This window comes from Nocardiopsis trehalosi NBRC 14201 (assembly GCF_001552555.1).
Lineage (GTDB): Bacteria > Actinomycetota > Actinomycetes > Streptosporangiales > Streptosporangiaceae > Nocardiopsis_B > Nocardiopsis_B trehalosi.
On sequence record NZ_BCRK01000069.1, the window covers coordinates 20,460 to 28,308 of the forward strand.

General features: G+C 69.5%; 7 protein-coding genes. 1 reads left to right on the forward strand and 6 read right to left on the reverse strand.

What is annotated here, in order from left to right:
• Positions 1-25: 25 nt before the first annotated feature.
• The 6 genes from NT8_RS14190 to NT8_RS14215 all read right to left on the reverse strand — a co-directional run bounded on the left by NT8_RS14190 (position 26) and on the right by NT8_RS14215 (position 6,443).
• A complete protein-coding gene (locus tag NT8_RS14190; RefSeq protein ID WP_067969031.1) occupies positions 26-1,444 on the reverse strand; it encodes an aspartate ammonia-lyase in 1,419 nt (472 codons plus the stop codon).
• Positions 1,441-2,646, reverse strand: coding sequence for an amidohydrolase (locus NT8_RS14195; protein WP_067969034.1), 1,206 nt, complete (start codon positions 2,644-2,646; stop codon positions 1,441-1,443). Before NT8_RS14195 ends, NT8_RS14190 begins: the two co-directional genes overlap by 4 nt.
• Positions 2,636-3,304, reverse strand: coding sequence for a DUF1028 domain-containing protein (locus tag NT8_RS14200; RefSeq protein ID WP_067969038.1), 669 nt, complete (start codon positions 3,302-3,304; stop codon positions 2,636-2,638). Before NT8_RS14200 ends, NT8_RS14195 begins: the two co-directional genes overlap by 11 nt.
• Positions 3,301-3,723, reverse strand: coding sequence for a RidA family protein (locus NT8_RS14205; RefSeq protein ID WP_067969042.1), 423 nt, complete (start codon positions 3,721-3,723; stop codon positions 3,301-3,303). Before NT8_RS14205 ends, NT8_RS14200 begins: the two co-directional genes overlap by 4 nt.
• Positions 3,720-5,012, reverse strand: coding sequence for a flavin-containing monooxygenase (locus tag NT8_RS14210; RefSeq protein ID WP_067969058.1), 1,293 nt, complete (start codon positions 5,010-5,012; stop codon positions 3,720-3,722). Before NT8_RS14210 ends, NT8_RS14205 begins: the two co-directional genes overlap by 4 nt.
• A gap of 114 nt (positions 5,013-5,126) precedes the next feature.
• Positions 5,127-6,443: an MFS transporter gene (locus NT8_RS14215; RefSeq protein ID WP_067969045.1), complete on the reverse strand. Its 1,317-nt coding sequence runs from the start codon at positions 6,441-6,443 to the stop codon at positions 5,127-5,129.
• Between the two features lie 276 nt (positions 6,444-6,719).
• On the opposite strand from NT8_RS14215, the gene NT8_RS14220 reads away from it, so the two are divergent.
• Positions 6,720-7,628 (forward strand): LysR family transcriptional regulator, encoded by a 909-nt coding sequence (locus tag NT8_RS14220; protein WP_067969048.1) that lies wholly within the window; start codon positions 6,720-6,722, stop codon positions 7,626-7,628.
• Positions 7,629-7,849 lie beyond the last annotated feature (221 nt).

A 7,849-nucleotide genomic window follows, 5' to 3' on the forward strand; every position in this document is an offset into this window, starting at 1 on the left:
CCCCGCACACCCCGGTTCGCCGGATCTACGGTGCGGGAGCGGTTTCACCGGTCAGATTCTCCGGTGCCAGCGCCGCGTTCAGCTGTTCCTCGTCGAGCAGCCCCCGTTCCAGGACCAACTCGGCCAACGTGCGGGGACCGTTCAGTGCCTCCTTCACCAGAGCCGCCGTGGGCGTGTACCCGAGGAGGGGAACGAGCCCGGTGGCGACGGCGAGGCTTCCTCTCGTGCGTGCGGTGATGGACGCGCCGTCGGCGCGGATGCCGCTCACACAACGCTCGGCGAGCAGGTCCACCGCACTCGTCAGCAGGGCGAGCGAGTCCAGCAGAGACGAGGCGATGACCGGGCCGAAGGCGTTGAGCTGCAGTTGCCCGGCCTCGGCCGCCATGGTCACGGTCGTATCCGCCCCCACGACCAGGAACGCCACCTGGTTGACGGTCTCCGGGATGACGGGATTGACCTTTCCCGGCATGATCGAGGAGCCCGCCTGTACCGGGGGGAGAATGATCTCGCGCAGTCCTGCCTGCGGGCCGGAGGACAGGAGTCTGAGGTCGTTGCTGATCTTGGACAGCTTCACCGCGCAGCGTTTGAGGAGCCCGGAGGTCAGGACGAACACACCGGTGTCGGAGGTCGCCTCGACCAAGTCGCTCGCCGAGGTCATCGGGTATCCCGTGACTTCAGCGAGCTCGGACACCACTCTCCGCCGGTACCCGGCGGGGGCGGTGATGCCGGTACCGATCGCCGTGGCGCCGAGGTTCACCTCGCGCAGGTGCGGCAGGAGCTCCTGCAATCTGGTGGCGTCCTCCCGGACCGTTTCCGCGAAAGCCGCGAACTCCTGACCCAGTGTCATGGGCACGGCGTCCTGCAACTGGGTGCGGCCGATCTTCACGATGTCGCGGAAATCCGCCGAACGCGTCTCGAACTCGGCGGTGAGCCTGCCGAGCGCCGGCACGAGGCGCTCGATGCCCCGGTGCACCGCGAGTCTGACCGCGGTGGGGTAGGTGTCGTTGGTGCTCTGACTGCGGTTGACGTGGTCGAGTGGGTCGATCACCCCGTGGGTCCCCGGTGCGAGGCCGAGGAACCGCAACGCCCGGTTGGCCACCACCTCGTTCACGTTCATGTTGGTGCTGGTCCCCGCACCGCCTTGGATCCGGTCGACGAGGAGCTCCCGGTCGAGGTCGCCCCGCATGAGTTCGTGACAGGCCTCGGCGATCGCCTGTGCCCGGGCCCGGTCCAGCAGCCCTTCTTCGGCGTTGGCCCGGCAGGCGGCGAGCTTGACCGCCCCGTAGGCCCAGACGAGATCGCGCAGTTCGCCGCAAGGGCGACCGGTGATGGGGAAATTCGTTCTGGCCCGAGCGGTGTGGATGCCCCAGAGCGCCTCGGCCGGGATCGTCACTTCACCGAGTGAGTCGGTCTCCGTTCTTGCCACGACCCCGTCGGGGCTCATGCCCGCTCCTTTTCCGGCCATTGTCCGGCCTCGGGTCTGCTTCGCGTCGAACGGTCCTGGTGGGAGTCGGGCCCGGGTGCTGGGGTGAAGTACTCATGCGCCGTGCGGGCGAGCAGAGTGGCGCCGTCAGCGATGACACGGTTGGCGGCCTCCCCCACGCAAGCGGCGGCGAACTCCGGCTGGTGGTTGCTCACCGGGAAGCAGCCCAGGCCGATGTAGGGGTGGATGGCCGACACGTGCTGGGAGACGTTGCCCATGTCGGTCGAGGCGCGGTTCATGGTCTGCTGTTCCGCGGGTGCGTCGAACCGCCTCCCGATCGCGAGGGCGTGGCGCGTGTAGATCTCCAAGGCACGCTCGTCGGTGCGGAACTCGGAGTAGGGCCGGGACTCCGGGGTGAACTCCAACACGGTGTCCGTGGCCAGTGCCCCCGCCTCGAAGCACTGCCGTACACGACGGCGCAAAGGTTCGAGTTCGGCCAGGCTCTCGGCCCGCGTGTACCAGCGGCCCTCGGTCGTCTCGGGGATGGCGTTGGGCGCCTGGCCCCCCACCGTCTGGATTCCGTGGACGCGGGTGCCCGGCGGAAGCTGCTGGCGCAGCAGGCCGAGCGCTACCTGAGCGATCACGAAGGCGTCGTTGGCGTTGCGGCCCTCGTGCGGGTACGCGGCGGCGTGGGCCGATCGGCCGGTGAGGCGGATATGGTCATGGGCGACGGCGTAGGGCTCGGCCCGCGCGGCGTCGACCGGCCCGGGGTGGGCCATCAGCGCCAGGTCCAGGTCCCGAAAGGCCCCGGCGTCCAGCAGTTCGATCTTGCCGCCCCCGCCCTCCTCCGCCGGGGCGCCTATCACGTCGATGCGCAGGTCCAGCAGGTCGGCCCAGGGGCGGAGCGCGATCGCCGCCCCCGCCGACATGGCGGCGATCAAGTTGTGTCCGCATGCGTGGCCCAGACCGGGCAGCGCGTCGTACTCGACGACGAAGCCGACCCGGCGACGGCCGGACCCGTAGGTGGCGTGCACCGCTGTGGGGAAGCCGAGATAACCGGTGTCGACGCCGAAACCGAACTCCTCCAGCAGCTCCGCCGTCCACCGCGCTGCGCGGTGCTCCTCCCAGGCGGTCTCCGGGTGGGCGTGCAGCGTCTCGGAGAAGATGATCAGGCGGTCCAGGTACTCCGAGGCGCTGGGCGGCCCGTCGGGTTCAACGGTCATCGCCCGGCACCCCGTATCCGGGCGAGGCGGCCGGGTGCAGGCCCCGCTGGACGTAGTCGTCGCGTTGGGGGAGCCAGACCCCGAGCAGCCTTTCCAGAGCCTCGACCGGGTCCTCCCGCCAGTCCACGCGCAGGTCCGTGTCCCGCCAACCGTTCGCGGACACGGTGGACAGCCCCGCGGAGTACACCGGCCCCGCCTCGCCGCCGGCGGCCAGACCCGCCGCCAGTGCGGCGAAGAGGCGCTCCTCGAGTTCTCCCCCCGCCGAGGCGAAGGCCTCGCACATGGCCGCAGGCACGGCGGAATCGGCGAGCATGTTCCCGGCGGCGGCGCAGTGCGGCCCGGTGGCCTCGCCGTGGACACCGAGGGTGAGCGCGCCGCTGTACGTCGCCGCGGCGCCGGAGGCGTCGACAACGGTGAGCTGCCGGTAGGAGATGTCCGGCGTGCCGTCGACGACGGCGTCGAGCGCCTCCCGCGGGCCCGCGCCCGCGGCGAGCCGGTCCAGCAGCGCCGTTCCCAGCCGCGGGTCGGTGATGTTCTGCGCGGCGGCCGCGCCGACGCGGTCGCGCAGGTGCACGACCCGGGCACCGACGGCGGGCGAGGACGAGGAGACGGCGATGCCGAACCTGCCGCCCTGGTGCGCGGCGATCGAGAAGGTCACTTGCCACCCTCCGAGATCACGGCCGTGGCGTCGATCTCCACCAGCCACTCCGGGCGGGCCAGGGCCTGGACGACGATGCCGGTGGAAACGGGGTGGACACCCTTCAACCAACGGCCCACCTCGCGGTAGACGTCCTCTCGGTAGCGCGGGTCGACGAGGTAGATCGTCACCTTGACGACGTCCTGCAACCCGCTCCCCGCTTCCCGGAGGAGGAGGTCGATGTTGGCCATGGCCTTCTCGGTCTGGGCGCGGACGTCGCCGATCCCGACGGACTCCCGGGTGTCCAGGTCCTGCCCGATCTGGCCGCGCAGGTACACGACCCCGCCGGCCACCACCGCCTGGCACAGGTCGTTGTCGAGGTTCTGCTCCGGGTAGGTGTCCCTGGTGTTGAACTTGCGGATGCGCGTGTGCGTGGTCACGGTGTGATCACCTCTGGAGTCGGGCGGAACGGGCGCTGGTGCGAGTCGTTGTGCTCCATGTAGCGGCACTGGATGGAGATCTGGTCGGCGATGTACCTGGCGTCGTGCCAGGCACCCCAGATGAAGCTCGAACCGCGGCGGGACTGCCACGGGAGCCCCATGAAGTAGACACCGGGCTCGGAGGAGACTCCGCGCTGGTGGCGGGGTCTGCCGTCCTCGTCGAAAGCATCCACCTGCAACCAGCCGTAGTCGGCGGTGAAGCCGGTCGCCCACAGCACGGTCGTGATACCGGCCGCGGCGAGGTCGAGTTCGAGGACGGGGTCGGTCACCGACTCCGGGTACTCTCCCAGCACTCGGGCCTGCGGTTCCTCGGGGAGGTCGAGGCCGTTGCGGTCGACGTAGGCGTCGGCCTCGTCCAGCAGGGCCAGGTAGTTCTCGTCGCCGCGGTCGACGTTCTCCCGCAGGTCGGGCGCGAAGCGCAGGATGCCGGAGCTGTAGGACTCGGTCCGGCCGACCAGCGTGATGCCGCGCTCGGCCAGATTCCGGAAATCCACGGTACGGCCCCCGTGTGCGCCGCTGACCGCGATCGTGACGTGCTCGGCCCCTTGGGGCGGGGCCGAGGCCTCCCACTTGCCCAGAACGCCCAGCCACCAGACGAAGTCGTGGCCGCGGTACCGACGTGGGGGGCGGTCGTGCGGGCCGACCGACAGATGGACCCCTCTGCCGGCGGCGCGGAGTTCCTCGGCGATCTGTACGCCCGAGGAGCCCGAGCCGACCACGAGCACGCCGCCCTCGGGCAGTTGGGCCGGGTTGCGGTAGGCGCTGGAGTGGATCTGGAGCAGACCCGACTCCGCGGGGATGATCGGGGGGATGACCGGCTTCTGGAACGGGCCGGTGGCGGCCACCACGTAGCGGGCGTCGAAATCCCCGTCCGACGTCCGGACCCGGAATCCCCGGCGGCCCACGTGCTTGCGCACGGACGTCACCTCGACTCCGCACCGGATCGGCGCGCCGACCTTCTCGGCGTAGGCGGCCAGGTAGTCCGCGACCTCTTCCTTGGAGGCGAAATCCTCGGGGTCCCGGTCGGTGAACTCCAGTCCGGGAAAGCGGTCGTGCCACACAGGCCCGTTGGCGACCAGCGAGTCCCACCGCTCCGAGCGCCAGCGTTCGGCGACGCGTCTCCTCTCCAGGACGACGTGCGGGATTCCATGGGCACCCAGGTGCTCGCTCATCGCGATCCCGGCCTGCCCCCCGCCGACGACAACGACCTCGGTTTCTTCAACCGACATCCGAAAAACCTCCAGGGCTCGATTAACGTGTGCGGCCGCGCGATGCCCGACGCGCTCCATAAGCGCTCTCCGCGCGCCCGGACACCGCCGGCGGCGGTGTCCGGGCGGTCTCGCTCAGCGCAGGGCGCGGTCGCTCTCGTGCAACAGGTCGGAACCGCTGGTCTCGGGCATGGTGCGCAGGGTGACCGCCCCGATGAGACCGATCACGATCATGGTGAACGCGGGGACCATGCCGCTCCCGGTGAGGGAGATCAGCCAGGTCATCAGGTACGGCAGAGTCCCCGCGAAGAACGCCCCGGCGACGCTGTAGGCCATCGACAGCCCGCTCTGCCGGGTTCGGGTCGGGAAGAGCTCCGCCACCGCAGACGCGTGCGTACCCAGGATGATCGCCAGGATCGCGGCCAGTCCGAAGGTCGCGGCGAACGCCGCCCATGACGTGTTCACCTGCATCAGCAGGAACAGTGGCACGGCTGCGACGATCAGCAGGGCGGCGGCGGTGTAGAGCACCGGCTTGCGGCCTACCCGGTCCGACATCCGGCCTGACAGCGGGATGATGCCCATGGCGACGACCGAGGCCGCCGCGGAGAGCAGGGCCGCCCGATCGGCGGGCACCCCGACGATCTCCTCCTGATAGGTGATCAGGTAGACGAGGACGATGTAGAACGTCGAATTCATGAAGGTCTCGATGCCGACCGTCTGGAGGAACTGCCGCTTGTTGGAGCGGAACACCTCGACGACCGGCTGGCTGGGGACGTTGTTCATGTCCTCCAGGGCGCGGTACTCGGGCGTGTCCTCGATGCGCAGGCGGATGTAGAGACCGACCGCGGCCATGGGCACCGTCAACAGGAAGGGGAGCCGCCACGCCCAGTCCAGGACGGTCTCGGCGGGGAAGACGGAGTGCAGGCCCCAGACGACGATGGACGCGCACAGGAACCCACCGACCGAGCCGAACTCGATCCACGAGCATCCGAACCCGCGGCGCTTGGGCGGTGAGAACTCGGCGAGGAAGGCCGCCGCCGAGCCGAACTCCCCACCTGCGGCGAGGCCCTGGATGATGCGGGCGACGACGAGAAGGATCGGTGCGATGATGCCGACGGACGCGTAGGTGGGCAGCAGCCCGAGCATGAGCGTGCCCGCCGCCATCGAGGTGATGACGATCGACAGCGTGGTCTTACGGCCGAAGCGATCGCCGAGGTGGCCGAAGAGCACCGAGCCGAGCGGGCGGACGAAGAACGCCACGGCGAAGACCGCGAACACCGACAGGAGACCTGTGGTGCCGTCCTGCTCGGGGAAGAACACCGCGGCCATGGTGGTGGCCAGGTAGGCGTAGACGGCCCAGTCGAACCAGTGGACGAACACACCCACCGCACCGGCGAACACGCCCCGCCTCAGGTCTTTCTGGTCCACACGCTCCGAGGCCTCGCTGGTCATGTCTCCTCCTGGGATCTCGTTCCGGCACGCGCCGGGGTCCGGGAGGCCTCGTGACCTCTCCCGCCAGGGCGTCCTGATGAAGGCTCAAGGGGTCGCTCGTTCGCAGAAGCCCGGAGTCGAGCTCTTCGCGGAGGCGGGGAGGGGTCCCGGTGCCGTCGGCATCCGACCTGCTTGTGTTCTGGATCACCACTATCCAGGCGGGAACTAGGGTCTGTAAAACACATAGATCCGAAGATCGCGTTCGGAAAAACCGATACCCCTGGAAGGACCCGACCGGTGAGCGATGTCAGTCTGCGGCAGCTGGAGTACCTGAGGGCCATCGCCCGGCTCGGCTCGGTGACGGCGGCGGCGCGGGAACTGTTCGTCTCGCAGTCGACGGTGTCCACGGCGCTGACCGACCTGGAAACGGCGTTGGGAGTCACCCTTTTCGTCCGTTCCCCCAGGGGGATGCGCCTCACCGCGTCGGGGCAGCGCGCCCTGGCGGTGGCCGACAACGTACAGGCCAACCTCGAACAGCTCTGGGAGGCCGCCAGTCGGGAGCGAAAGGCACTGGAGGGGGACCTCACCATCGGCTGCTATGCGACGATCGCGCCGATCCTGTTACCGAAGGTCATCGCGGAGTTCTCGCGCCGGCATCCGCAGGTGCGCCTCTCGTTCGTCGAAGCGGCCCACGGGGCGCTCTTGGACGACCTGCTCAACTCCCGCATCGACCTGGCGATCACCTATCACTACGAGCTGGCCTCTGTTCGCCCTGCGGCAGGGGTGGTCGCACAGTGGCTGCGATCGGATCCGCCCTACGCCCTCATGCCTGTGGACGGTCCTTTGAGCTCGAAGGAGGAGCTGACCCTCGCCGACCTGGCGACCGAGCCGTTCATCCTCTTCGACCTGCCGCCCGGTGGTGACTACTTCCTCAACCTGTTCCACGAAGCGGACCTCACGCCGAACGTGCGTTTTCGCACCACGAGCTTTGAGATGGTGCGTTCCCTGGTCGCCCGCGGCCTGGGCAACGCCTTGCTCACCCAGCGGACCGTGCTCGAACGCAGTTACGAGGACCTGCCCTACACCACCCGCAAGCTCGACATCCGTTCCGAAGGGCTGGGGATCGAGGTCATGCGGCTGGCCGGGCGCCGGCCGGTGAGGCGGATGGAGGCCTTCGTCGACGTCTGCCGCGAGACCGTGGTCTGAGTCACCGACAGCGAGGCGGGCGAAAGTGTCCACCGGGGGCCCGAAGGAGCAGGGGGCACCCTGGGGCGTCCAGCCGTCACCGCGCACCGCGCACTCGACACGGCGAGGGAGGCCGGAGCCGCCCGCTGTATCGCGCCGGCCCACGGCTTCCTGCCACGTCTGGCCCTCTACCGGTGGGGTCCGCGAAGTCGAGGAATCCGGGCGAGCCGGGAGCGCAGCCC